The organism is Tardiphaga sp. 768_D3_N2_1, assembly GCF_052076105.1.
Classification (GTDB): domain Bacteria; phylum Pseudomonadota; class Alphaproteobacteria; order Rhizobiales; family Xanthobacteraceae; genus Tardiphaga.
In genome coordinates this window covers 730,818-755,715 of record NZ_CP197245.1, presented here as the reverse complement: position 1 = coordinate 755,715, position 24,898 = coordinate 730,818, and the positions used below count along the sequence as shown (strand labels likewise).

The 24,898-nt window shown below is 62.4% G+C and carries 26 protein-coding genes and 1 tRNA gene; 4 read left to right on the top strand and 23 right to left on the bottom strand.

The genetic code is table 11. The features are described from left to right. Nucleotides 1-15 precede the first annotated feature (15 nt). The 6 genes from AB8A27_RS03600 to AB8A27_RS03575 form a co-directional block, all read right to left on the bottom strand. Nucleotides 16-1,455 (bottom strand): NAD-dependent succinate-semialdehyde dehydrogenase, encoded by a 1,440-nt coding sequence (locus AB8A27_RS03600; RefSeq protein ID WP_441240712.1) that lies wholly within the window; start codon nt 1,453-1,455, stop codon nt 16-18. Between the two features lie 80 nt (nt 1,456-1,535). After that, on the bottom strand, nt 1,536-2,717 hold the full coding sequence (locus AB8A27_RS03595; protein ID WP_441244817.1) for an ABC transporter substrate-binding protein: 1,182 nt from the start codon (nt 2,715-2,717) through the stop codon (nt 1,536-1,538). A gap of 68 nt (nt 2,718-2,785) precedes the next feature. After that, nucleotides 2,786-3,628, bottom strand: a complete 843-nt coding sequence (locus tag AB8A27_RS03590) for an alpha/beta fold hydrolase (RefSeq protein WP_441240711.1) — start codon at nt 3,626-3,628, stop codon at nt 2,786-2,788. Further along, entirely contained in the window at nt 3,625-3,990 is a 366-nt protein-coding gene (locus AB8A27_RS03585; RefSeq protein WP_441240710.1) for a hypothetical protein, read from the bottom strand. Before AB8A27_RS03585 ends, AB8A27_RS03590 begins: the two co-directional genes overlap by 4 nt. 11 nt (nt 3,991-4,001) lie before the next feature. Further along, nucleotides 4,002-6,089: an acetate--CoA ligase family protein gene (locus tag AB8A27_RS03580; RefSeq protein WP_441240709.1), complete on the bottom strand. Its 2,088-nt coding sequence runs from the start codon at nt 6,087-6,089 to the stop codon at nt 4,002-4,004. After that, nucleotides 6,079-7,239: an acyl-CoA dehydrogenase family protein gene (locus tag AB8A27_RS03575; RefSeq protein WP_441240708.1), complete on the bottom strand. Its 1,161-nt coding sequence runs from the start codon at nt 7,237-7,239 to the stop codon at nt 6,079-6,081. Before AB8A27_RS03575 ends, AB8A27_RS03580 begins: the two co-directional genes overlap by 11 nt. A gap of 120 nt (nt 7,240-7,359) precedes the next feature. Here AB8A27_RS03575 and gcvA point away from each other — a divergent pair, with 120 nt between their 5' ends. Continuing rightward, nucleotides 7,360-8,253, top strand: a complete 894-nt coding sequence (gene gcvA / locus AB8A27_RS03570) for a transcriptional regulator GcvA (RefSeq protein ID WP_441240707.1) — start codon at nt 7,360-7,362, stop codon at nt 8,251-8,253. Nucleotides 8,254-8,569: 316 nt separating this feature from the next. Here the strand turns inward: gcvA and AB8A27_RS03565 are convergent. Next, nucleotides 8,570-8,644: transfer RNA gene (locus AB8A27_RS03565), tRNA-Glu, on the bottom strand. A gap of 91 nt (nt 8,645-8,735) precedes the next feature. Next, nucleotides 8,736-9,077: a hypothetical protein gene (locus AB8A27_RS03560; protein ID WP_089261503.1), complete on the bottom strand. Its 342-nt coding sequence runs from the start codon at nt 9,075-9,077 to the stop codon at nt 8,736-8,738. 67 nt (nt 9,078-9,144) lie between these two features. Between AB8A27_RS03560 and AB8A27_RS03555 the strand changes: the two genes are divergently transcribed. Then, nucleotides 9,145-10,155, top strand: coding sequence for an RluA family pseudouridine synthase (locus tag AB8A27_RS03555; RefSeq protein ID WP_441240706.1), 1,011 nt, complete (start codon nt 9,145-9,147; stop codon nt 10,153-10,155). 213 nt (nt 10,156-10,368) lie between these two features. After that, on the top strand, nt 10,369-11,268 hold the full coding sequence (gene rpoH, locus AB8A27_RS03550) for an RNA polymerase sigma factor RpoH (RefSeq protein ID WP_441240705.1): 900 nt from the start codon (nt 10,369-10,371) through the stop codon (nt 11,266-11,268). 115 nt (nt 11,269-11,383) lie between these two features. Here rpoH and AB8A27_RS03545 read toward each other — a convergent pair whose 3' ends face one another. The 7 genes from AB8A27_RS03545 to AB8A27_RS03515 form a co-directional block, all read right to left on the bottom strand. Further along, nucleotides 11,384-13,033 carry a CHASE domain-containing protein gene (locus tag AB8A27_RS03545; RefSeq protein WP_441240704.1) on the bottom strand — a complete coding sequence of 550 codons (1,650 nt, stop codon included), beginning with the start codon at nt 13,031-13,033 and terminating at the stop codon, nt 11,384-11,386. 257 nt (nt 13,034-13,290) lie between these two features. Further along, nucleotides 13,291-13,920 carry an urease accessory protein UreG gene (gene ureG, locus AB8A27_RS03540; RefSeq protein ID WP_439094331.1) on the bottom strand — a complete coding sequence of 210 codons (630 nt, stop codon included), beginning with the start codon at nt 13,918-13,920 and terminating at the stop codon, nt 13,291-13,293. 36 nt (nt 13,921-13,956) lie between these two features. Further along, nucleotides 13,957-14,703, bottom strand: a complete 747-nt coding sequence (locus AB8A27_RS03535; RefSeq protein ID WP_441244816.1) for an urease accessory protein UreF — start codon at nt 14,701-14,703, stop codon at nt 13,957-13,959. Continuing rightward, the gene (locus AB8A27_RS03530; RefSeq protein WP_441240703.1) at nt 14,684-15,373 is read right to left on the bottom strand and encodes an urease accessory protein UreE; all 690 of its coding nucleotides are present in this window, start codon (nt 15,371-15,373) and stop codon (nt 14,684-14,686) included. The genes AB8A27_RS03535 and AB8A27_RS03530 overlap by 20 nt, the downstream gene beginning before the upstream one ends. A gap of 82 nt (nt 15,374-15,455) precedes the next feature. After that, nucleotides 15,456-15,755, bottom strand: a complete 300-nt coding sequence (locus AB8A27_RS03525) for a putative quinol monooxygenase (protein ID WP_068733944.1) — start codon at nt 15,753-15,755, stop codon at nt 15,456-15,458. A gap of 90 nt (nt 15,756-15,845) precedes the next feature. Further along, complete coding sequence (gene ureC, locus AB8A27_RS03520; RefSeq protein ID WP_441240702.1) at nt 15,846-17,558, bottom strand: urease subunit alpha; 1,713 nt, start codon at nt 17,556-17,558, stop codon at nt 15,846-15,848. Next, nucleotides 17,549-17,983: an endonuclease domain-containing protein gene (locus tag AB8A27_RS03515; RefSeq protein ID WP_441240701.1), complete on the bottom strand. Its 435-nt coding sequence runs from the start codon at nt 17,981-17,983 to the stop codon at nt 17,549-17,551. Before AB8A27_RS03515 ends, ureC begins: the two co-directional genes overlap by 10 nt. 214 nt (nt 17,984-18,197) lie before the next feature. Between AB8A27_RS03515 and AB8A27_RS03510 the strand changes: the two genes are divergently transcribed. Continuing rightward, nucleotides 18,198-18,527, top strand: coding sequence for a hypothetical protein (locus AB8A27_RS03510; protein ID WP_441240700.1), 330 nt, complete (start codon nt 18,198-18,200; stop codon nt 18,525-18,527). A 4-nt stretch (nt 18,528-18,531) separates the two neighbouring features. Here AB8A27_RS03510 and AB8A27_RS03505 read toward each other — a convergent pair whose 3' ends face one another. From AB8A27_RS03505 to AB8A27_RS03470, 8 genes are all read right to left on the bottom strand, one after another. Next, nucleotides 18,532-18,837, bottom strand: a complete 306-nt coding sequence (locus tag AB8A27_RS03505; protein WP_441240699.1) for an urease subunit beta — start codon at nt 18,835-18,837, stop codon at nt 18,532-18,534. 8 nt (nt 18,838-18,845) lie between these two features. Further along, a complete protein-coding gene (locus tag AB8A27_RS03500; RefSeq protein WP_068733936.1) occupies nt 18,846-19,148 on the bottom strand; it encodes an urease subunit gamma in 303 nt (100 codons plus the stop codon). Nucleotides 19,149-19,168: 20 nt separating this feature from the next. After that, on the bottom strand, nt 19,169-20,005 hold the full coding sequence (locus tag AB8A27_RS03495) for an urease accessory protein UreD (protein ID WP_441240698.1): 837 nt from the start codon (nt 20,003-20,005) through the stop codon (nt 19,169-19,171). A gap of 24 nt (nt 20,006-20,029) precedes the next feature. Next, nucleotides 20,030-20,725, bottom strand: coding sequence for an urea ABC transporter ATP-binding subunit UrtE (gene urtE / locus AB8A27_RS03490; protein ID WP_092149854.1), 696 nt, complete (start codon nt 20,723-20,725; stop codon nt 20,030-20,032). A gap of 3 nt (nt 20,726-20,728) precedes the next feature. Next, nucleotides 20,729-21,577, bottom strand: a complete 849-nt coding sequence (gene urtD / locus AB8A27_RS03485; RefSeq protein ID WP_441240697.1) for an urea ABC transporter ATP-binding protein UrtD — start codon at nt 21,575-21,577, stop codon at nt 20,729-20,731. Continuing rightward, entirely contained in the window at nt 21,577-22,749 is a 1,173-nt protein-coding gene (gene urtC / locus AB8A27_RS03480) for an urea ABC transporter permease subunit UrtC (RefSeq protein ID WP_441240696.1), read from the bottom strand. The genes urtD and urtC overlap by 1 nt, the downstream gene beginning before the upstream one ends. Beyond that, nucleotides 22,746-24,140, bottom strand: a complete 1,395-nt coding sequence (locus AB8A27_RS03475) for an NfeD family protein (protein WP_441240695.1) — start codon at nt 24,138-24,140, stop codon at nt 22,746-22,748. Before AB8A27_RS03475 ends, urtC begins: the two co-directional genes overlap by 4 nt. 327 nt (nt 24,141-24,467) lie before the next feature. Continuing rightward, on the bottom strand, nt 24,468-24,887 hold the full coding sequence (locus AB8A27_RS03470; RefSeq protein ID WP_441240694.1) for a CBS domain-containing protein: 420 nt from the start codon (nt 24,885-24,887) through the stop codon (nt 24,468-24,470). Between the last annotated feature and the right edge of the window lie 11 nt (nt 24,888-24,898).

The following is a 24,898-nucleotide window of genomic DNA, read 5'->3' as shown; positions in this document are numbered from 1 at the left end:
CAGCGATCTCTTTCGTCATTCCGCACGCTGGCTCACATATTTGATTGTCTGGAATTCCTGCAGCCCCTCAATGCCGCCTTCCGAGCCGATACCGCTATCCTTGTAACCACCGAATGGCGTCTCCGGCAGCGAGGCCTGCCAGTGATTGACGATGACATTGCCGCTCTGGATCGCCTCGGTGATCGCTGACGCATTGCGCATGTCGTGGGTCATCACATAGGAGGCGAGACCGAACGGCAAACGGTTAGCGAGACGGATGGCATCATCCATGGTCCGGAACGGCGCGGTTGCCGCGAGCGGCCCGAACGGTTCGACATTCGAAGCCATGCAGTCGTCGTCCACATGAGACAGCACGGTCGGGCGATAGAAGAAGCCCTGATTGCCACAGCGTTCACCGCCGGCGGACACAGCGATGTTGCGCGCGCGCGCGTCATCGACGAAACGTTCCATGCTCTCGATGCGGCGCGCATGCGCGAGGGGACCCATCTTGGTCGTCGCCGCGAAACCGTCGCCAACGGCGATGGCATTGGCGAGTTCGGCAAGTTTGGCGGCAAAGCGATCATGGATCGATTCATGCACGAAGAACCGCGTCGGCGAGGTGCAGACCTGTCCGGAGTTGCGGAACTTGGCCGTCACGGCGGAGATCGCAGCGGCTTCCGGATCGACATCGCCAAAGATCACGACCGGCGCGTGGCCACCGAGCTCCAGCGTCATCTTCTTCATGGTCTGCACAGCCAGCGCACCTAGCTGCTTGCCGACCTCGGTCGAACCCGTGAAGGTCAGACCGCGGGTGACCGGCGACGCGAGCAGCTTCTGTGAAATCAGCGCGGGATTGCCGAACACCACATTGAGCACGCCCGCAGGCAGGCCGGCGTCTTCCAGCGCGGCGGCGATGGCGAGCGCCGTGGCTGGCGTTTCCTCGGCCGGCTTGATGATGACCGAACAGCCTGCCGCCAGTGCGCTCGAGATCTTGCGTGCCGGCGTGATGGCCGGTGCATTCCATGGCGCGAAGGCGGCGATGGGACCGAGCGGCTCCCGTATCGCGATCTGCTGAATGGCGCGGCTGCGCGACGGGATCACGCGGCCATAGGCGCGGCGGCCCTCCTCCGCATTCCACGCGAAAATGCCGGCGGCGGTGTCCAGCTCGACGCGCGACTCCGCGATCGGTTTGCCGAGTTCGAGCGTGATCAGGCTGGCGATCGCCTCCTTGCGCTCCACGATCAGTGCCGCAGCGCGCTGCAGGATCGTCCCGCGGTCGACCGCCGACATCCTGCGCCATTGCTCGAAGCCACGCGCTGATGACGCCAGCGCCTCGTCAAGATCCGCCGCGCTCGCATGCGGCAACTCGCCGAGCACGCTGCCAGTCGCTGGATTGAGCACCGGCTCGCTCGCGCGGCCCTCGCCGCTTCGCCATTGGCCATCGATGAAAAGTCTGAGCGCTGGATAGTCGATCATCACAAGATCCCTTGGTAAGCAAAACGGGCACGGCAACGCCGTGCCCGCGAGTTGGGGACAGGTTTATTGAAGCTCGGCTCTTACTTGGCCGCGCTGACCAGCGGGCAGTTGCCGTCCTTGAGCGGGCGGAACGCCTTGTCACCGGGGACGGTGTCGAGGATCTTGTAGTAGTCCCACGGATACTTCGATTCCTTGGGATCCTTGACCTGCAGCAGATACATGTCACGGATCACGCGGCCGTCTTCGCGGATCGAGGCATTGGTGGTGTAGAAGTCGTTGATCGGCAGTTTCTTCATCTCTGGCACGACCACCGAGCCGACATCGCTCTTGGTCGCCTCGACCGCCTTGAGATAATGCGTCACCGCGCCATAGACAGCGGCCTGCAGGCTGCCCGGCGCCTTGCCGTTGAAACGCTCCATGAAGCGCTTGCTCCATGCACGGGTCTTGTCATTGGCATCCCAGTAGAAGCTGTCGGCGAAGATCAGATCCTTGGCGCTGGCAAGGCCGAGCGCGTGGATATCCGGCAGATTGACCAGAAGCGCCGCCATGCTCTGGCCACCCGAGGTGAGACCGAATTCGTTGGCCTGCTTCAGCGCCGTCATCATGTCCGAACCGGCATTGGCGAGACCGACGACCTGCGCCTTCGAGGCCTGCGCCTGCAGCAGGAAGGACGAGAAGTCCGACGAATTCAGCGGATGCTTGCTCGAGCCCAGTACCTTGCCGCCATTGGCGAGAACGACCTTGGAGGCTTCCGCCTCCAGCGCCTGACCGAAACTGTAATCCGCGGTCAGGAAGTACCAGGTCTTCAGGCCCTTCTGCACCAACGGCGCAGTGGCAACATTCGCAAGGGCGTAATTGTCATAGGCCCAGTGCACGCCGTTCGGCGAACAGGCCTTGCCGGTGAGATCAGGCGTGCCAGGGCCGGTGGCCAGGAACACCTTGTCCTTCTCGCGCGACAGCTGCTGCACGGCGAGCGCCACCCCCGACGACACCACTTCGGTGATCGTATCGACGCCTTCGGTGTCGTACCACTTGCGCGCCAGCGCGAGACCGATATCGGCCTTGTTCTGGTGGTCGGCCGAGATCACCTCGATCGGCATGCCTGCAACCTTGCCGCCGAAATCCTCCACCGCCATCTTCGCGGCAAGCACCGAACCGGCGCCGACATTGTCGGCATAGGGGCCGGACATGTCGGTGAGCACGCCGATCTTGACGGTGCCGTTGGAGATTTCAGCAGACGCAGATGTGACGAATGACAGCATCGCAGCCGTCACGAGCAGCTTGTTGATCTTCACGCGTTTCCCCTCTCGAGTTTATTGTCAGGCTTGGTTCACTTGATCTGTTCGAGCACCGGCAGCAGATAGCCGAGGAATTTTTCGGGATCCTCGCTCATTGGGAAATGGCCGAGACCCTTCATGATGGTGACGTGGCTGCCCTTGACGCTATTGGCGACGGCCATCGTCTCTTCCGGCGTGCAGGAGTAGTCGTATTCGCCGGACAGCAGGAACAGCGGGCATTTCGATGTATCGATCTGCGCGACGCGTGCGCGGATATCGCCGTCGAGCTTGTAGAAATACAGATCTCCCTTGAATACGCCGGGGCCGCCCTGCATGTAGTGCCACAGCGTCTCCCAGCGATCGGCATCCGGCGCATCAGGACCGACGAGGCCCGATACGATGGCCGCGCAGACCTCGCCGCCATGCACGTCCGGGCGATGCAGGAAGTTGAGATCGTAATAGGGATCGACATGCGCGCCGGCCTGCAGGCCGATAATGGCGCGGAAGCGCTCCGGATGTTCGAGCGCCAGATGCAGCACGATGCGGCCGCCGATCGAGCAGCCCATCACGATGGGCTTGTCGAGGTCGAGCGCAACCGACACCGCGAGGATCATCTCGGTATATTGCGCCGAAGTGAGCTGATATTCTTCATTGTGCCATCCCGCCGGCGGCGACGACTTGCCGTGCCAGGGCATGTCGAAAGCGATGACGCGATGCTTTGCCGTGACGCGCTCGTCATTCATCAGAGCGCGATATTGGCGGCCATCTGCTCCTGCAGTGTGCAGGCACAACAGCGGCGTGCCCTCGCCGGCTTCCTCGACATAGATGCGGTGCTTGCGACCGAACAGGTCGAGATGCATGTAGCGGCCGACGGTGTTTTCAAAGCGAACGGTCATGCGGCGGCTCCTGCGCGCAGTTTCACCAGCGCTTCCTTGAAGTAACGCAGATTGGCCATGAAGACCTGCAGATTGCCTTCGGCCTTCAGGGTGCGACGCTTGATCAGCGCCATCAGGTCGTGCGAACCCGGCTGCGGCCTCGCGCTCCAGAACTTGTTCCATTCGTCGTCGGATGCGCGCAGCGCGAACGACCATGACGGCATCACGAACGGGCCTTTGGTGACCGAGACGACCTTGCCTTCTGCAATGGCGATCAACCATGCGGTCGTGCCGACTTCGAGCAGGAAGGTGGTGGTGAGGAAGCGCCCGCGCTTCACCAGCATCTCGTCCGCATTGACCTTGTTTTTCAGGTCTTCAATCATGTTGCCTCCCTTCAGGCGAGCGCGACCAGCGCGTCCACGGCGACGACGCCCTCGCCCACCCGGTTGATGATCAGCGGATTGATTTCGGCATCCACCACGACCGCACTTTCATTCACCGCAAGCTGCGACATCGCCACGATTGCCCGCGCCAGCGCTTCCATATCGCCGTGTGGCTTGTTGCGGAACCCCTGGAAGACACGGCTGATTGACAGCTCCATGATCATGCTCCGCGCGTTGTCGAGCGTGACCGGTGCGAGACGAATGCTGCGATCGCGATAGATTTCCGTATAGATGCCGCCAGCCGCGAGCAGCACCAACGGGCCTGCTTCAGGATCGACGCGATAGCCGAGCAGCATCTCGCCAAGACCGGAGGTCATCGGCTGCACCAGCACCTGCGATATGTTCGCGCCCGGCCGATGCGTGCGGACATTGTCGGCAATCTTGCGCATCGCCGCCTTGAGTTGAGACTCATCGGCGACATTGAGCACGACCCCGCCGACCTCGGTCTTGTGGGCAACCTCCGCCGACAGCAGCTTCACCGCAACGGGATAGGCGAACGGGAGAGTGATCGACGCGGCGTCGATATCGAGGGCCACGGCGGGTGCATGCGGTACGCCGATCGTCTCGAACAATTTGTACGCGGCCATTTCGTCAAGCGGTCTCGTGGCGACAGCCCTGGTGTCATGCAACGGCTTCGCCAGCGCCGCCGGCTGCCGTCGCAACAAGGCAGCCGCGACCGCATCGGCGCAGGATTCGGGCGTACGGAAGTTCGGCACGCCTGCGGTCGTCAGCATGTCCAGCGCATCCGGCGCATCGGGCACCAGGAATGTCACCAGCGGTTTGGCCGAGGATGCACTGTCGATCACTGGCTTGACCGCGAGCTCCGGCTTGAACCGCGCTGATGAGCCGATCACAGCGACCACCACATCGAATTCCGGCGCCGACAGCATGGTGTCGAGCGCAGCTTTCATCACGTCATAGCGCGTACCGGCCAAAGTCAGATCGGTGATGCGCTCGTGATTGGCCCGGACACCGGCTTGCCCGAGACGCGCGAAAGTCTCGTCGCTGGGCTTCACCACATCGATGCCGCGCATCGAGAGTTCGTCAACCACCATTGCCGCGCCGCCGCCGGTCGTCGTCACCACGCCGACGCGCTTGCTGCCCGCTGCGGCCGGACGCGCCGGCATCCGTTGCAGCAGCGGCAGGCTTTCCAGCAAGGTCTCGAAATTAAACACGCGCGCGATGCCGCAGTCGGCGAGGAACGCTGCGGCGACATCGTCCTCGCCGGCCAGCGCGCCCGTATGCGACAGCGCGAGTTCGGCAGCAGCAGCGGAACGTCCGAGCTTATAGGCGACCACCGGCTTGCCGCGTTCGGCCGCGGCAAGCGCGAAGCTGCGCAGATCCTGCGCGTGACGAATGCTTTCGAGGAACAGCATGTAGCCGGTCACGTCGGGATCATCGAGCGTCGCCGAGCAGACCTCACCGAGACTGAGATCGATCTCGTTGCCCACCGAGACAAGGCCGGCAAAGCCGACATTGCGGCTCTTGCCGCGCGAGATCAGACCACCAAGCAGGCTGCCGCTATGCGACGCCACGAAGATGCCGCCAGTCGGCAGGTCCGGCTCGGCGAAGGCCGCATTGGCGGTGATGATGGTCTTGCGACGCAGATTAATGGCGCCGAGGCTCGAGGGGCCCAGAATACGCAAGCCGGTGTCGGCGCAGATTCTCTGCAGGCGCGCCACGAGCTTTTGACCTTCTTCGCCGCCCTCCGAAAAGCCCGAGGCAAGAATGGTGGCCACAGGGACACCGAGCCGCGCGCATTCGGCGGCAGCATCCACAGCGTCTTCGGTGGGCGTCAGGATAAAGGCGTGATCCGGCACCGCCGGAAGTTCGGCGAGCGACGGCCACGCAGTCTCACCGAGGACTGTCGGTCGGCGCGGATTGATCGGATAGACTGTGCCCTGATAGCCGGCACGTCGCAGATATTGCAGCGGCCGTGCCGACGTCTTCGACACGTCATCGGACGCACCGACCAGCGCGATGCTGCGCGGCGCGAGCAGCGCCTGTCCGAGCGACGGCTTTGTCGTCCTAGCTTGCACGTGCGGCCTGTCCACGCTGATCGAAGCGGCGGTCGAACACGTCTTCTGCGATCCGGTTCTTGAGAATTTCCGTCGAGCCGCCGGCAATCATCCAGCCGCGGGTGCGACGCATGCAATATTCAGCGAGCGATTCCTGGCTGTAACCGAGACCGCCCATCACCTGCACCGCCTCATTGGCGACCTCGAAACCGGCCTGATTGCAGGCGAGCTTGGCGATCGCCGTCTGATAGGGCGACGGCAGACCTTCGGTGACACTGGCGGCGCGATAGAGCAGCATTTGCGCGGATTCCAGCTTCAGCGCCATGTCGGCGAATTTCCACTGCAAACCCTGAAACTCACAGAGCGGGCGACCGAACTGTTTGCGGATCAACGCATGCTCGCGTGCGAGATTGAAGGCGTAGCGGCCGAGGGCGAGTGAGCGCGACGAATTGCCGAGACGCTCCACGTTGAAGCCGGCGATCTGCTTCTTGAAGCCGCCGACACCGAGCAGCACGTTGCGCGCGGGAATGCGGCAATTCTCGAAATAGAGCTGGCTCCACTGCTCGCCGCTCATGAAGGGCGTCGGCTTGCCGATGGTGAAGCCGGGTGTGTCGCGCTCGATGATCACCGAGCCGATGCCGTTCACGCCGGGCCCGAAACGCACATAAACGAGATAGATCGCTGCATCCGGGCTGTGGGTGCCGAATACCTTGCTGCCATTGATGACGAAGTCGTCACCGTCCTGCGTCGCCGTTGTTTTGAGTTCGGTCACCGCGGAACCGGCATCGGGTTCGCTCATGCCGAGGCTGATGCAGATATTGCCGGCCAAGAGATCCGGCAGCCAGCGCGCCTTCTGCTCCGGCGTCGCATATTCGACAAAGGTGCGGATCGGGCCAAAATTACCAGCCTGCACCACATCGGCGCTGCGCGGGCACACCGAGGCGATTTGCTCAATGGCGATCACACTGTCGAACAGCGTGCCGCCCTGGCCGCCATCAGCCGGATCGAACGAGATGCCCATCAGCCCCTGCTTGCCGAGCATCTGCGCGACCTCGCGGGGAAAATGCGGATCATGCGCACGCTCCAGCGCGCCGTCCTTCAGGTTCGCCTCGGCGAAACGACGCACGGAATCTGCGAATGCCTGCTGCTCTTCGTTGAGTTCGAAATTCATCTGTCTGGCGCACCTGCTGGATTACAGACTCTGTTTCCCAGCGCAGGCTTTGACGGACAACTGCAGATCAGTTATATGGTCATTACATAATGTAATGATCAGAATTGCCCGACTGAACCCGTGATCCCGCCGCTCAACCCGCTGCACGTATTCGACGTCGCTGCGCGCCATCTCAGTTTTACACGCGCGGCAGCGGAGCTGCGCGTGACGCAGCCGGCGATCTCACGGCAGATCAACACGCTGGAAGGTTTTCTAGGCGTCAGGTTGTTCGAGCGCGACAAGCATGGATTGCGGCTGACATCAGAAGGCGAGGAATTCCAGCGCCAGATCGCGCCGGCCTTCCGCATCATCGCCAATGCCACCGCGAGCCTCACCGCCACCGGGAAGGCCGAGCCGCTGAAGATCCGGGTCTACACGACCTTCGCCGCAAAATGGCTGATCCCTCGCCTGCCGTCCTTCTATGTCGCCTATCCGCAGATCAAGCTGAACATCAGCAATGTCGTAGCCCCGATCGATTTCGAGAAGGACAAGGTCGATCTGGCAGTACAATTCGGAGATGGTAACTGGCCCGGTGTGGAAACCGAATTGCTTTTCAAGGATCTGATCCAGCCGGTCTGCAGCCCCAAACTGCTGAAGCGAACGCGTCTCGTCGAACTCGACGATCTCCGCAAGGTGCAACTGCTGCATTCGCATTATCGTCGCGCCGACTGGCCGGACTGGCTGATGGCGGTGAAGCGGCCGGACCTACTCACCGATGTCGGGATCAGTTTCCCGAGTTCGGTGCTGACCTATCAGGCCGCCGTCGAGGGCGTCGGTGTTGCGGTGGGGCAGCTTTTCCTGCTGCGCAACGAGATCCAGGACGGCACGCTCGTCCCATTGTTCAATGCGCCGTTCGAGCGTCCGATGGCCCACTATGTCGCTTGGCCGAAGAACCGCCCGCTCGGCCGCAAGGCGCGCAGTTTTGTCCATTGGCTGAAGGCGCAGATCGCGGAATTTCTGCAGGGGCAAGGCTGAGAACCGTCGCTGTCCGCTTAACGCCAGAAGCGGCCCGCCGAAGCTAAGCCAAGGACTCGTTAATTCGCCGATCACCTGTGGCTGACGTATCATCAGCCCTGCTGCCGCGAGTTATGGCGAGCATTGACCTGTGTTTTCGGGAAGAGTTCGGTCGCCGGCCTGGGCTTAGCTTGCGGGGCCGATAAATTATTGGACCACTTACTGGTTGAAAAGAAGACTAAATCGGTCGCCCGCGATCGCCTACGTGGTCCGTAGTTCACAAGCGTTTATTCGACCCATATTCGATCGATCGAATACCATAAGTCATTGAAATAGCTGGCGCTCCCTAGGGGAATCGAACCCCTGTTTCAGCCTTGAGAGGGCCGCGTCCTAACCGCTAGACGAAGGGAGCGTGTGGGCAGGGAATAGCCGTGAATGGCCGCGGCTGCAAGGTGCAGACGTCATTCCGGTCCCCATATGTTGAAGACTGGTCCGGGGCGGGCCTAGGGCTCGCTGGCGAATTTCAGCGTTCCCGCGGGTTTCAGGCTCTTGGCGTCGAAAGTGCGGATTTCGGTGCTGCCGCCGACGTCCAGGGTCAGCACGATCCGGTCGCCGGCCACCCCCGTGGAAAGGATTTTGGCGCCTTTCGGCAGGGTCGCCGTGGTGGCCGACGTCACGGTGCTTCCATCCGTGCGGAAAAGGCGGTAGCCGATCACGACGAGCAGCGCGCCGACGCCCAGAGCGGTCGTCAGGCCGGCGATCAGCATCATGCGGCGGACGCGCGCGATCATGGCGGCCTGCTCAAGGGTCGGTTCGGGCGCGCTATCGGCGGCGGGCTGTGTCATGCAAATACTCGTCTCTTAATTCACGGCTCTCGAAGCAACACGCTTCTGTCAGGTAAGGCGCTTTGGAATGAACGATCAACGGCTGGATGTCACGGTGCAGGGCGACGAAGGCTCGACCCGGCTCGATCGCGTGCTCGCCGTGCGCAGCCCGGCTCTGTCGCGGTCGCGGCTGAAGGCGCTGATCCTTGCCGGCCAGGTGACGATCACCCGGTCGTCGCAGGACCCCACCCCCGTGCGCGACCCCGCTTATCATGTCGCTGCCGGCGATACGATCACAATCGACGTGCCGCCGGCCGTGGCGCCGGAGCCCGAAGGCGAGGATATCGCCCTCGATATCGTGTTCGAGGACGAGGACATCATCGTCATCAACAAGCCGAAGGGCCTCGTCGTGCATCCCGCCGCCGGCCACGAGACCGGCACGCTGGTGAATGCGCTGATTGCCCATTGCGGGGCGTCGCTGTCGGGGATCGGCGGCGTCAAGCGGCCGGGCATCGTCCACCGTCTGGACAAGGACACCACCGGATTGATGGTGGTCGCCAAGAACGACGCCGCGCATGCGTCGCTGACCGCGCAATTCGCCGATCACGGCCGCACCAACGAGATGCGGCGCGGCTATATGGCCTTTGCCTGGGGCGTTCCGAACCGACCGCGCGGCACCATCGAGGCGCCGATCGACCGGCACCCGCATGCCCGCGAGAAAATGGCGGTCCGCGAAGGCGGCCGCGATGCCGTGACCCACTGGGAAGTGCTGCAGGAATTCCCGGATCGCCACGGCAAGCCGATCGCCACCCTCTTGGCCTGCCAGCTCGAGACCGGCCGGACCCACCAGATCCGCGTGCATCTGGCCCATATCCAGCATCCGCTGATGGGGGATTCGGTCTATGGCTCGCATTTCAAGACCAAGGCATCGTCACTCGGCGTCAAGAGCCGCGCCGCGCTGGACGCCCTCGACCGGCAGGCGCTTCACGCTTATTTGCTGGCTCTGGAGCACCCTCGCACGGGCGAGATTCTGGAATGGACCAGCGAGCTTCCTCACGATTTGGCGGTTTTGCGGGCCCATATGGCCGTGCCAGAATGACGCAGATGCATATAAAAAAGTAAGCTTTTCCAAACGCTTATATGGGGCCCACGGGAACGTGACAGGGAATTCACTTTCAATACGCTTGTAGTAGGGTGTATGTTGCACCTGCGTCAAATGAGACGCGGAACATCGCAGCCAGGGCGGCTTTAACAAAGCGCTCGCTGCCTGGCCCGCCGCTATCGGGGGTCTGAACCACTGGAGGGCATCATAATGGCCCGCACAGCTACCCTTCCGGTTCTCAATGGAGAATCCGGCCTCTCGCATTACCTCGCCGAGATCCGCAAGTTTCCGATGCTGGAGCCTCAGCAGGAATATATGTTTGCCAAGCGTTGGCGCGAGCACGACGATCGCGACGCTGCACATCACCTTGTGACCAGCCATCTGCGGCTCGTTGCCAAGATTGCCATGGGCTATCGCGGCTACGGTCTGCCGATCTCCGAAGTTGTCTCGGAAGGCAACGTCGGTCTGATGCAGGCTGTGAAGCGCTTCGAGCCGGAGAAAGGCTTCCGCCTGGCCACCTACGCCATGTGGTGGATCAAGGCGTCGATTCAAGAGTACATCCTGCGTTCGTGGTCGCTCGTGAAGATGGGCACCACCGCGAACCAGAAGAAGCTGTTCTTCAACCTGCGCAAGGCGAAGAGCAAGATTTCCGCCCTGGACGAAGGCGATCTTCGCCCCGACCAGGTGAAGCTGATCGCCACGCGCCTCGGCGTGACGGAACAGGACGTTGTCGACATGAACCGCCGCCTCGGTGGCGACGCGTCGCTCAACGCACCGATCCGTGACGACGGCGAAGCCGGCGAATGGCAGGACTGGCTGGTCGACAACTCGCCCAACCAGGAAGCCATCATGGCGGAACACGAGGAGTTCGATCATCGCCGTCAGGCGCTGAACGGCGCCATCGGTGTGCTCAACCCGCGCGAACGGCGCATCTTCGAGGCACGTCGCCTCGCCGATGAACCGATGACGCTGGAAGATCTCGCCTCGGAGTTCGGCGTCTCGCGCGAGCGTGTCCGTCAGATCGAAGTCCGTGCCTTTGAAAAGGTGCAGACCGCGGTCAAGGGCACCATCGCCAAGCAGGAAGCTGCTGCTCTGGAAGCTGCGCACTAACGAGCGCGGTCGAGCCTACAAGAAATACGAAAGCCGGCGGAAACGCCGGCTTTTTTGTTGGGTGAAGCAAGCCAGTTGCCCTGACGCCCCGGCTTCGACCGGCGGAGGGGATCGATTATCTGATCGGCTTCGCCAGCGCTTCCGTCCGGTCGCGCTCGGTCATGTCGATCACGGTCTCGACCGGTGCCGTCAGTTCATAGACGTAGGATACGTCGGTGAAGTAACGCTTCGCCGTACCACCCAGCGCTTCCGGCGCTACGCGATCGAGCAGCACCAGACCGAAATCGCTATCCGGCCGCCGCGTTGCCTGGCTGGTGTTGAACTCTTCCCAGCGGAAATTGAACTGCCCGTCCGGCTCGCTGCCCGTAATCTCCCAATGCGCAACGATATGCGGATGCTTGCCCACCAGCGACAGGCCCTCGTCCGAATGCGAGGCCAGTTCAAAGAACAGCAGCGACAGGCTCTGCGCGGCGCGCGCGCTGACAATGATGTCCGGACCTTCCAGTGCGATACGGTCGGCATGCGGGATCGCACGCGCCTCGAACAGGCCCTTGAGCTGCACGCCCTGCCACTGGCTCTCGCTCAGCAGCGACACGACATTCGACATCGCATGAATGCGGCCGATCAGGAGATCGCGCGCACTGTCCACATCGGAGCCGTGACGCAGCGTGCGCGTCACGATGGACTGGATCACCGCCAGGATGTTCTTCACGCGATGATTGAGCTCGTCGATAACGGCGGTCAGGCGACGTTCGAAACCGATACGGGTCTCGACCTCACGCCGCAGCCGCAGATTGGCGTAGGAGACATAGCCGAACAGTCCGCAAACGATGGCCGTCAGCGCGAGGCCGAACCCGCCAACGATGATCGCGGTGCGCTGCGCGCGCAGCTCGGTATTGACCTTCGGATAGTAACCCAGCGACCAGTCACGCCCGCCGAACGAAACCGTGCGCAGGACTGCCAGCGCAGGACCATTCCCCACCAACGGGCGGGCCGTCACCCTGCCCTCGTCGTCGGCGACGATTTCGCCATCGGCAACACGCGGATCTTTCAGCGCCACCGAGAACAATGACATCTCGTCATTGGCCAGCATCAGCGGCCCGAGTTCATAGGAGAACGACACGAAGCCGGCCGGCGCAGGATTGCCCTCGGACACAACCGGCGTCACCAGTACCAATCCCAATTGTCCATCAGGCTGCTGCAGCGGCGTGGGATTGGAGGCGACCGGCTTGCCCTCGTTCAGGGCGCGCGCCAGCGTTGGCCCTGTGACGGGGGAGAAATTCAGGACGCGACCGACAAAGCCTTCGGTGACGGAATTGCGCGGCTCGACGTCCATCAGCACGTCCAGCGGCTGCTCCAGTGCCTTGGTATCGAGGCGATCGTCATTGTAGTTGCGGATCGTGGGATTGCGGTAGCCGGCACTGGCGAGCTCCGTGCTGGCGGCCGGCAATTCGTTCGGTTGCAGGCGAGCGATCCAGCCGGCGATGGCGAAATCGGTCTTGAAGGCGTAGATCGAGGCCCGCAACGGCTGCAGCATATTGGCCCGCATGACCGTGGGGGAGCGAAACAGGCCGGCTGCAACGCGGGCCAGCAATTCGCGTTCGGTCAGACGCTCCTGAACCAGGCTGGCATGGATATCCACGGCCCGACCCAGCGCGATATTCTCGATCGCCAGTTCCTGATCATGCACGCGAAACGCGGCGAGGCCGGAGAGCAGAACTCCGACCAGTGCCAGTAGTGCGATGATGAAGCCAAGCCGGACCACGCGGTTACTCGGAATAAGAGACGTTGCTGCCGGTTCAGCGGCTCGGGAGTATGCCAATCACGCCGGAAGGAATTGGTTCCAGCCCGCTGGAAAAAACTCTGGACCGGGACAAATCTAGAGAAACAGGCTTAACGAAATGGCTGAACGCGCAATGCCCATCGGGGTACCGGGCCGTTCGCCGTTATAGACAACGAGATATGAAGAGCTCAAGTCCAGGCCTTAGATCAGGCTTCGAACTCAAGTCCTCCTCTCAAGTATTAAGCCACCGCTTTCGCCTTGAGCCCGCCCTTTGTCTCAATGAATGAGATAATCCGGTCGAGGCCGTCCTGGGTCTTCATATTCGTCATTACAAATGGCCGGGTGCCGCGCATTCGCCTGGCATCCACGTCCATCTTTTCAAGCGAGGCTCCGACATAGGGCGCAAGGTCGATCTTGTTGATCACCAGCAGGTCGGAGCGCGTGATGCCCGGCCCGCCCTTGGAAGGGATCTTGTCGCCGGCCGCAACGTCGATGACGTAGATGGTGATATCGGCCAGTTCAGGCGAAAAGGTCGCCGCGAGGTTGTCGCCGCCGGATTCGATCAGCACCATGTCGAGATCGGGAAACTTGACGCGCATGTCGGCGACGGCGGCAAGGTTCATTGAGGCGTCCTCGCGGATCGCCGTATGCGGACAGCCACCGGTTTCGACGCCGGCAATGCGATCTGCTGTCAGCGAGCCCGAGCGCACCAGATATTCGGCGTCCCACTTCGTGTAGATGTCGTTGGTGATCGCAGCGATGTCGTAGCGCTCGCGCATGGTCTTGCACAGCAGATCCATCAGCGCGGTCTTGCCGGAGCCGACGGGACCGCCAATGCCGACGCGGAGCGGACCGTGAAAACTGGACATGTCAAATGCTCTCTGGGTTGAGGATGTTGTTGCAAATCATGACCTGAACAACCGCGTATACTGCGTCTCGTGACGCATGCTGGCGATGTCAGAGCGGAATGTGGCGCCGCCGAGATCGTCGAGGGATGCCGCCATGGCGCGATGGCCTGTGGTCACGACGACGGGCTCCAGCGCTGCAAGCACGCGCTGGCTGTCGGTCTGACCGAGCGGCACCAGCCGCGCGCCCGCGGAAATCCAGTTCGAGACCACCGCATGGAAGAAGCCATGCATCGTTGCGGAGAGCGGCACGCCATGGGCGGCGCTCACAAGTCCGACGGCAACGGGATAGACAATCGGGCTGTCGCAACTCGCGATCAGCCGCTCCATCCCCTCATGCGGCCAGGCATTGCGCGCGATCTCGATGAAGGCCCTGCCCTGCGTGGTGGTTTCGAGCTGACGTTCCCTTGTGGGCACGAAGGCGCTGGCGAGTTCGGCAATCTCGCGCAGTGCCGTGTCGTCGCCGTCAGATGCCGCGCGGTGCACATGCGCGAGAAACACGCCATCGCAAAAGCCTGCGCCATCGGACAGCATCGCCGACAACCAGTCCTGCAGGCTGGCAGCATCGGTGATGTCGCCTGCTTCCACCGCCCATTCGATACCGCTGGAATAGGAAAACGCGCCGACCGGAAAAGCCGGCGACAGCCAGGTCATCAGCCGGTACAGCGCAGCGCCTTCGTCGGCAGACAAGGCGGGAGAATCGTTCAGCGAACTATCGTCCGCCGGTCTATTTGTGGTCATGAGCATGAGAGTGACGATGGTGGTCGTGCGTGCTGTCGTGATCATGATGATGGTGGTGATCGTGGTGATCGTGATCGTGACCGCAATGCTCGTCATGGACATGCTGGTCATGGCCATGACCGGCATGACCGTGCGCGTCATGGCTGTGGCCATGGTGGTCGTGCCCCTGGTGGTCGTGATTGTGTCCATGATCGCAATGGGCATGATCATGATGACCGTGATGCCCATGACCCGCCGGTTCATGCACAGCGGCATAGGCGCCGCCTTCGGGATCGAACGGGGCCTCGATCTCGATCACGCGCGCGCCGAGGCCCTTGACCATCTCTTCGATCACATGGTCGCTGCGGATACGTAGACCCCTGGCCATGATCTGCGTCGGCAGATGGCGATTGCCGAGATGCCAGGCGAGCCGCACCAGATGGCCGGGATCGGTGCCGCGGATCTCGATCAAGGGCTCCGGCGCCGCGACCACCTCGATCAGGCGGCCGTCTTCCAGCACCAGCGCATCGCCGCCGCGCAAGGCGACGGCGTTTTCGAGATCGAGCAGGAATTCCAGTCCGCGCGTCCCCGTCATCGCCATGCGGCGACGATGACGATCGTCGAAGTCGAGAACGACGGTGTCCACCGCCGCCTCTGTCCAGTTGTATTGGCCTTTGACCTCAGTCGCGCGGATCATGGAATCTCTCGTTCAGCTTTTTGTTTGAGCATGATCTTACCCGAAAACCGGTACCCACTTTTCGGGATCATGCTCTGGCGCTTTAGCGCACCACGACGTCAGCCGGGGTGATGATTTCGATTTTCGGAGGCGCGCTGAAGCATTTCACCGCGACGCGGCCGAAGGTCTTCATATGCTCCTGCGTCCGGTGCGGCACCAGCGCCTCGGCATTCTCCCACTGTTCGACGAACACCATGCGGGTGGGATCGGTGACGCTCTCGTGCAGATCATAGGCGATATTGCCCGCTTCCTTGCGGGTCTCGGCGATACAAGCCTTGGCAGCTTCGATCAGTTCGGCGCGGGCTTCGGGTTTCACGGACAGAGTGGCAACGACGTAGATCAAGGGGAGTCCTCCCGGTCTGTTGTTGTGGCTAAGGATGCCGGGACGGACATTAGGGGGGAATGGAAGGGGGAGGAAGGGGGCTGAGCCCCCTCAATACATGAAGTACCTCTGCGCCATCGGCAGGACTTCCGCCGGCTCGCAGGTCAGGAGTTCGCCGTCGGCGCGCACTTCGTACGTCTCCGAATCCACCTCGATCTTCGGCGTCGCGCCGTTATGGATCATGCTCTTCTTCGAGATGCCGTCGCGGACATTCTCAACCGCATAGAGCGATTTCTGGATGCCGAGCTTCTTGGCGAGACCGCCGGCCACCGCCGCACCCGATGTGAACACCACCGACGACTGCGTCAGCGCGCGACCGAAGGCGCCGAACATCGGCTGATAGTGCACGGGCTGCGGCGTGGGAATGGACGCGTTCGGATCACCCATCGGCGCCGCGACGATCGAGCCGCCCTTGATGACAAGATCCGGCTTGACGCCGAAGAAGGCCGGCGACCACAGCACGAGATCGGCCATCTTGCCCTTCTCCACCGAGCCGATCAGCTTCGAGACGCCATGAGCGATGGCGGGGTTGATCGTGTATTTCGCGATGTAGCGCTTGACGCGGAAATTGTCGTTGTTGCCCTTGTCTTCCTTCAGCGACCCGCGCTGCTTCTTCATCTTGTCGGCGGTCTGCCACGTCCGGATGATCACTTCGCCGAGCCGGCCCATGGCCTGACTGTCCGACGACATCATCGAGAGCGCGCCGAGATCGTGCAGGATGTCTTCGGCCGCGATGGTCTCCTTGCGGATGCGGCTTTCGGCAAAGGCAAGATCTTCCGCAATCGACGGATCGAGATGGTGGCACACCATCAGCATGTCCAGATGCTCATCGATGGTGTTGCGCGTGAACGGCCGGGTCGGATTGGTCGACGACGGCAGCACGTTCTTGAGGCCCGCGACTTTGATGATATCGGGCGCATGGCCGCCGCCCGCACCTTCGGTGTGGAAGGCATGGATGGTGCGGCCCTTGAAGGCCTTGATCGTGTCCTCGACGAAGCCGCTTTCGTTCAGCGTGTCGGAATGCAGCATCACCTGGATGTCGTGGTCGTCGGCGACGCTGAGGCAGTTATCGATCGCGGCGGGCGTGGTGCCCCAGTCCTCGTGCAGCTTCAGCGCACAGGCGCCGGCATTGATCATCTCCACCAGCGGCGCGGGCTTCGAGGCATTGCCCTTGCCGGAAATGCCGAGATTGACCGGAAACGCATCGAAGGACTGGATCATCCGCGCGATGTGCCACGGGCCGGGCGTGCAGGTCGTCGCGAAGGTGCCGTGCGACGGCCCGGTGCCGCCGCCAAGCATCGAGGTGACGCCCGACATCAGCGCGTGCTCGATCTGCTGCGGGCAGATGAAATGGATATGGCTGTCGAAGCCGCCGGCGGTGAGGATCTTGCCCTCCCCCGCGATCACGTCGGTGCCCGGACCGACATTGATGGTCACGCCCGGCTGGATGTCGGGATTACCGGCCTTGCCGATGGCGGTGATGTAACCGTCCTTGATGGCAACGTCGGCCTTCACGATGCCCCAGTGATCGACGATCAGCGCATTGGTGATGACGGTGTCGACCGCGCCCTGCTTGTTGGTCGCCTGCGACTGCCCCATGCCGTCACGGATCACCTTGCCGCCGCCGAACTTCACTTCCTCGCCGTAAGTCGTGAAGTCCTTCTCCACCTCGATGATCAGATCGGTATCGGCGAGCCGCACCCGATCGCCGGTGGTCGGGCCGAACATGTCGGCATAGACGGAGCGTTTGATTTTCACGGGCATGTTTTCGCTCCATTGGCCGGAGTGTTCCCTCCCCCCTTGCGAGGGAGGGTCAGGGAGGGGGGTGCGCCACAGGTGGCGGCCTCGCCGATCGCGAGGACAACACCTTCGAGATTCTTGATGACATCGTCATTGCTGAAACGAAGGACGCGATAGCCGCGCGCGGCAAACCAAGCGTCGCGGCGCGCATCGTGCGCGATGCGCTCTACAAAATCATGGCTCTCACCATCGACTTCGACAATGAGCTGGCTCGTATGGGAAACGAAATCAGCAATGTAAACACCCATCGGGGTCTGCCGACGAAAACCCAAATTTTCCAGACGGTGTGCTTTTAGCTGCCGCCATAGCAAGGTCTCGGCGCGAGTCATGACGCGCCTCAGTTCCTTGGCACGACCGCGCTGAAACTCGCCGACCTCGTTGTGTGGCATACCCCCCTCCCCGGCCCTCCCCCGCAAGGGGGGAGGGAGCACTACGGCCGTCACATTCCCAACAATCACAACTTCCCCATTACGTCGCTGCGGAATCCGTAGACGGTACGCTTGCCTGCGCCTTCGTTCATTGACGGCGTGACCCGCGACTTCCATAGCTTCGCGCACCCCAACGAGGCGCGCGGCGTCGGGATCTGAAACGGAGACCGATATCGTGAGATGGAAGAACGTCTATCCATTTGCTGCGGCGTGCCTGCTGTTCGCGCTGACGTTCTGGCTATACCTGACCCGCGTCATGTGGCTCGGATTTCCCGACGGCTTCATTGCCGAACTGGACGCCGCGGAAGCGATCCTCGTCACCTGGTTCAACTGGTTCAGCATCGCTCTCGGCATCTGGTTCGTGATCCTCGGCATCCGATCATTTCGTAACGATATCGGACGCTGGTCATTGTATAGTTGTCTTCTGTTCGTCTCGGTCGTCCTGATATCGCTGGCCATCGATCGATATTTCCGCTCGTTCATGATGGACAGCGCCGGCGGCTAGGCGTTCAGAGCTTCCCCATCACAGCGCCGCGGAAACCATAGATCGTGCGCTTGCCCGCGAGTTCGACCAGCTGCACGTCGCGGCTCTGGCCGGGCTCGAAGCGCACCGCCGTGCCGGCGGCGATGTCGAGGCGCATGCCGCGGGCCTTCTTGCGGTCGAATTTCAGCGCCGGATTGGTTTCAAAAAAGTGGTAGTGCGAGCCGACCTGGATCGGCCGGTCGCCGGAATTCGCCACGGTCAATGTCACGGTCTTGCGGCCGGCATTGAGCTCGATCTCGCCGTCCTGAATGAAGAACTCGCCGGGGATCATGTGGGGCCTCAACGAATGGGTTCGTGAACGGTGACGAGCTTGGTCCCGTCGGGGAACGTCGCTTCCACCTGAATGTCGTGGATCATCTCGGCAATCCCATCCATGCATTGCGCGCGGGTGATGACCTCAGCGCCGGATTTCATCAGCTCGGCGACGGTGCGGCCGTCGCGCGCGCCTTCGACGATGAAATCGGAGATGATGGCGATGGCCTCGGGATGGTTGAGCTTGACGCCCCGCTCCAGCCGGCGGCGCGCCACGATGGCGGCCATCGAGATCAGGAGCTTGTCTTTTTCGCGGGGGGAGAGATTCATCCGGACACTCTGAATAGTTGTTAGTTCAACCACATGCGCGGCAGCATCGCGCCCGATCGTCCAAGCACCGCCATCATGTCGGCGCGCAGCTTGGCCGCATCTTGTGCACAGAAGCGGGCCATTGCAAAGCCGTTCCAGCAGGAGATACCAACTTCGCCGCCAGAGCCATCCGTGGCTTCACGTAGCCGCTCGATGAGCGCCTCGTCGCCGGGCACGATCAGCGCCGTGCCAATGGCCACGGCGCCACGTCCGATTGCCGGCCGCGCCAGTTTGGCGGCGATATCGCCATCCAGCCGCACGTTTTCCGCGAACACCAGCCTGCCGCCGCGACGCAGGCGCCAGCGGTCGACGAAAGACCCCGTCTGCATCACCTCGCCCATGGCCGCACGACCGAACACAACGATCTCGCAAAGCAGCAGCGTCGCGCGATCGGCCAGATCGATATCGATGTGCCTGATGGTGCGGGCCTGATCGAACAGGATGGTTTCCTGGGGCAGCCAGGATAGATGCGCGCCGGCCTCAGCCTTCAGCGCGATGTTGATTTCGGCGGCGGGACCATGGGAGCGATAGATCTTCTCGGCGGCCGCCGTGGTCACTGTCAGGCTTGCGCCCTCACCGGCCGCGATATCGATATCGAAACGGTCGCCGCCTGCCGCACCGCCGGCGGTGTTGACGAACATCGCCGAGAGGCCGTCATCTTCGGGAGACGGGAAGCGCACGCGCAGCGAGCCGGATTCGTGGAGCTGGCGGCGGCGCGTCTTGCCATCCACCAGATGAACGTCGAACGTCACTGCGCCGCGGGCACGGTTGGCGGCAAAAATCGCCGAGGACGACAGCGTGGTGTTGTCAGCCTGCATGCACTCTCCGGCCTTGCGCCCGCGTTACAGCGCCATCTGGCGGCTGATCTCGGCGGGATCAAGCGTTGAGCGGTCGCAGGTGTATTTCACCGCGCCGCGATCCATCACGGCGAAGTTGTCGCCGAGTTCGCAGGCAAAGTCGAGATACTGCTCCACGAGGACGATGGCGATATTGCCGAGCGAGCGCAGATAGGAAATGGCGCGGCCGATATCCTTGATGATGGAGGGCTGGATGCCTTCGGTCGGCTCATCCAGCAGCAGGAGTTTTGGCCGCATCACCAGCGCGCGGCCGATGGCGAGCTGCTGCTGCTGGCCGCCGGAGAGATCGCCGCCGCGGCGGCCGAGCATCGAGTTCAGCACCGGAAACAGCGAGAACACGTCGTCGGGAATGTGCCGGTCGGCGCGCTTCAGCGGCGCGTAGCCGGTCTTGAGGTTCTCTTCCACCGTGAGCAGCGGAAAGATCTCGCGGCCCTGCGGCACGAAGGAAATGCCGCGCCGCGCCCGCTCGAACGGTTTCAGCGTCGAGATATCCTGACCGTCGAAGGTGATGGAGCCCGACGAGATCGCCTGCTGGCCGACCATGGCGCGCAGCAGCGAGGTCTTGCCGACGCCATTGCGGCCGAGGACGCAGGTGACCTTGCCGGGCTCCGCCGACACGGTAACTCCGCGCAGCGCCTGGGCTGCACCGTAATAGAGGCTGATATTGTCGACTTTGAGCATGCTCTATCGCCCCAGATACACTTCGACCACGCGGTCGTTGGTCGACACATCGTCGATGGTGCCTTCGGCCAGCACCGTGCCTTCGTGCAGACATGTCACCTTGACGCCGAGTTCGCGCACAAAGGTCATGTCGTGCTCGACCACCATCACGGTCTTGTTGTCGCGATTGATCGCTTTCAGCAGCTCGGCGGTCTGATGCGTTTCCACATCGGTCATCCCCGCGACAGGTTCGTCCACCAGCAGCAGCTTCGGATCCTGCGCCAGCAGCATGCCGATTTCGAGCCACTGTTTCTGGCCATGGGAGAGATTGCCGGCGAGACGATCGCGCGCGTCGGTGAGACGGATGGTCTCCAGCACCTTGTCGATACGTTCGGCCTCGCCGCGGCTGCCGCGCCAGAACAGGGTGCCGCGCACAGAGTGATCGACATTCAGCGCCAGCAGCAGGTTGTCATAGATGGTCTGGCTCTCGAACACTGTCGGCTTCTGGAATTTGCGGCCGATGCCGAGTTCGGCGATCTTGGTCTCGTCCAGCTGCGTGAGATCATGGGTGCCGTCGAAATAGACGTCGCCCTCGTCCGGCTTGGTCTTGCCGGTGATGATGTCCATCATCGTGGTCTTGCCGGCGCCGTTCGGGCCGATGATGGCGCGCATCTCGCCGGGCGCCAGCACCATCGACAGATTGTTGATGGCATGGAAGCCGTCGAACGAGACATGGACGCCGTCGAGATAGAGCTGTGCTGAGGTGATGCGCTTCTGGCGCGCTTCGGCTTCTCGCGCCGCGACCACGGGATCGACCACGGCGGGCGCGTGGGCCGCGGGTGTTGCCGGGGCTGGCGTTTCAGTCACGGTCATCACGCCTTCTCCGCCAGATGAGGTTTGGTGACGCCATCTTCCGCTGCCGCGCTATCGGCATTCGCGCTATTGCGGGCTTTGCGGCTTTCCGACCATGCATTGAAGGTTCCGATGATGCCCTTCGGCAGCAACAGCGTCACGAGAATGAACAGCGCGCCCAGCATGAACAGCCAGTACGGAGCAAGGGCGCCCGATGTGAACACCGTCTTGGCGTAGTTGACCACGACCGCGCCGAGTGCCGCACCGACCAGCGTGCCACGGCCGCCGACTGCGACCCAGATCACGGCCTCGATGGAGTTGGCCGGGGCGAATTCACCGGGATTGATGATGCCGACCTGTGGCACATAGAGCGCCCCCGCGACGCCGGCCATGCAGGCCGACAGGGTGAACACGAACAGTTTGTAGGATTCGACGCGGTAGCCCAAAAATCTCGTGCGGGATTCCGCATCGCGTATGGCGATCAACACCTTGCCGAGCTTCGAGGTGACGATGGCGCGGCAGACGAGGAAGCCGACGATCAGCGCCAGACAGCTCAGCGCGAACAGCGCCGCACGGGTGCCGTCGGCCTGCACGTTGAAGCCGAGGATGTCCTTGAAATCGGTCAGGCCGTTATTGCCACCGAAGCCGAAATCGTTGCGGAAGAACGCCAGCAGCAGCGCATAGGTCATGGCCTGGGTGATGATCGACAGATACACGCCCGACACGCGCGAGCGGAAGGTGAGCCAGCCGAACACGAAAGCGAGGATGCCCGGCGCGATCAGCACCATGGCCGCGGCGAACCAGAACATGTCGAAGCCATACCAGTACCAGGGCAGCGCCTTGTAGTTCAGGAACACCATAAAGTCCGGCAGCAGCGGATTGCCATAGACGCCGCGCGAACCGATCTGGCGCATCAGATACATGCCCATGGCGTAACCGCCGAGCGCGAAGAAGGCGCCGTGGCCGAGCGAGAGAATGCCGCAATAGCCCCAGATCAGATCGATGGAGAGCGCGAGAATGGCGTAGCAGACATATTTGCCGAACAGCGCCATCAGATAGGTCGGCACCTGCAACGGCGAATCCGCGGGCAGCAGCAGGTTGGACAGCGGAATGAGGACGCCGACGGCAGCGACGATCAGCAGGAAGACCGTGGCGCTACGATCCAGCGTGCGGGTGAGGAAATGCGGGGTCATGCGAAGACTCCGCGATACGCGAGACCATGGCCGGCACCGGCGCCAATGGTCCCCTCCCCCCTTGCGGGGGAGGGTGGCGCGTAGCGCCGGGAGGGGGGTGAGCCGCAAACGCCGGAGCCTGGGGTGGGGGGGGGCCGCCCCCCCCCCCCCCCCCCCCCCCCCCCGCCGCCCCCCCCCCCCCCCCCCCCCCCCCCCCCGACTCGTGCTGGAGCTTTGCGGGCACGCTGAAGCGAGCCAAGCACAATGAGAACCAATCCGATGAGCATCGCCGTCACGATGCCGACGAGCGTCCATGACAGCCGGTATCCGGGCGCTTCGATCCTGAACAACATCAACGCACCAAGGAGCAAGGCGATGGCTCCGCCAAGGCCAACAACCACGGTCGGATTGAAGGTCTCGATAATCAGAAGCGCGATCCCCAACATCATCAGCCCCAGACCGGCATAGTTGGTCGGCAGCAGGTTGAGGGCATAGAGGCCGAGCAGCAGGCAGATCGTGCCGACCACGCCGGGCGCGACGGCGCCAGGAGACATGAATTCAAAAATCAGGCCGTAGATGCCAACCAGCAGAAGAATGAAGGCGACGTTGGGGTTGGTGATCACAGACAGAAATTGCGCGATCCATCCGGAATCGATCGTCTCGATCGTCGCATCCTTCGTCACTAGATGCCGTTTGTCGCCGCCGGGAAGTTCCACGACGCGGCCATCGATCTGCCTGAGCAGTTCGACCGGGTCGCGCGCAATGAGATCGATGACGCTCGCTTGCAATGCGGCGCTGGCGGAAAGGCTGGCTGCCTCGCGGACGGCTTTCTCGGCCCAATCGGCGTTACGTCCTCGCAGCTCGGCCAGGCTGCGGATAAAGGCGACGGCGTCGTTCGTCGCCTTCGCCATCATTGTATCCTTCGGCTCCGTTTGCTGGGTGCTGTCTTTCTTGTCCTTGCCGTCTTTGTCAGGAGTGATGCCCGGCAGGCCTGGAACGGGACTTCCGATTTGCACTGGCGTTGCCGCGCCGAGATTAGTGCCCGGCGCCATTGCGGCGATATGCGTTGCATAGAGGAGATAAGTGCCGGCGCTGGCGGCATGGGCTCCGGACGGGGCGACATAACCTATGACAGGAACGGGCGAGGCCAGCACGTCGGCGATGGTCTCGCGCATGCTGGTGACGAGACCGCCCGGCGTATTCAGACGCAGAATAACAGCTTCGGCGCGCCGTTCGCTTGCCTTGGCGAGAGCGTCTTTCACATAGCTGGCGGTTGCCGGTCCGATCGCTCCGTCGATTGCGATCGTCAGCACAAGTTTTCCGCTCCCCTCTGCCGAAACAGACGTGGTGGGGGAGACAGCCAGAGCGACAATCGCAATTGTCGCGGCAAGAGTAGCCCGTACGGTCTGCACAGCCTGGACTCCCTTATCAAGATGATGTGGGGAGCCTGGGCAGAACCTCAATACGGCTGGGATTGGCGAGCCACCGCTCGTTGTGGAAACGAATGTGAGGGCTGCGCAAGAGAAGGATCCCGGAGATTATTAAGCAGTTTCAGTGATATAAAAATCGCGATTTCGCTTCACGCCTCGCTCCTTCTGCGGACAATGGCGCAGCTGCGCAGGCACGACCTTCTCCATCGCTGAACTCGACGAGCAAAGTTCTGTCGTCAAGCTGCTTCGCGATCGTGCCGACTGGCCCGCGCCCCTCCGCCGGATCGCAAGAGGAGCGCTGGCCGCGCTTCAGTGATGGGCCGAAACGCTCTTGACGCACTCGGACAACAAATCACCTGATGCAGAATGGCTAACGTCGCCCAGACTGACGATACCGACCATCCGTTTACTCTTGTTGATCACCGGCAGCCTGCGGACACGCAGTTTCTCCATGTGATGCATTGCCTTTGCGAGGTCATCGTCCTCCCTGCAACAATGGATACCTTCGGTCATCACATCGCGGGCCGTCGCGCGACTGGCATCGAAGCTGTTCCTCGCGAGCCCTTTGCAGACGATGTCGCGGTCGGTCACCATCCCGATCAGGCGGTCGTCCTCGCCAACCGGAATGCAGCCAATATCATGCCCTCGCATCAATTTAGCGAGTTCGGTGACAGGGGTGTCGGGGCTGACCCAGTCGACACCTTTGTGCATCACCTCTTTGACTTTCATGGCGAACCTCC